The organism is Bradyrhizobium sp. NBAIM08, assembly GCF_020193935.1.
Classification (GTDB): Bacteria; Pseudomonadota; Alphaproteobacteria; order Rhizobiales; family Xanthobacteraceae; genus Bradyrhizobium; species Bradyrhizobium yuanmingense.
The window spans coordinates 1-397 of the sequence record NZ_JADYVR010001072.1 but is presented as its reverse complement, the minus strand read 5'-3'; the positions used below and the strand labels follow the sequence as shown (position 1 = coordinate 397).

The window sequence follows — 397 nt, the reverse complement described above, 5'->3', positions numbered from 1 at the left end:
TCCACGCGCGTGCCCGTGAAGACGAGCACGCAGTGGTGCTCGCGGTGGGGCTTTCGCTGGGTGCAGACCTCGCGCTCGGTGGGCCCGATCGGAAGCGTTTCCGGACCGCTGATCGCGGTCGGACTGGCGGCGATGACCAGTTGAGCGCTCACCTGCGGGTCGTAGTGGTAGATGGGGCCGACACAACGCGGGCTGCGGTAGTTGCAATTGGTCGTCACCTGCATCTCCGCGGTCAGCTCGAGGAGATCCCCCTCCGCGAGGCCCGGCAGTAGCTCCGGCCCCATCGACATCACGACCCGGGGCTCGCCGCGGCGAGTGATCGCCAGCGTCTTCGTGACCTCGGAGTCGTTGCCGGTGGTCGCGACGCGGACCAGCGGGATGCCGGCCGGCCCGGCGC

General features: G+C 70.0%; 1 protein-coding gene. It reads right to left on the bottom strand.

What is annotated here, in order from left to right; translation table 11 throughout:
* The coding region (locus I6F37_RS43530) for a hypothetical protein (protein WP_225154915.1) at positions 1–397 on the bottom strand (397 nt) is incomplete at both ends.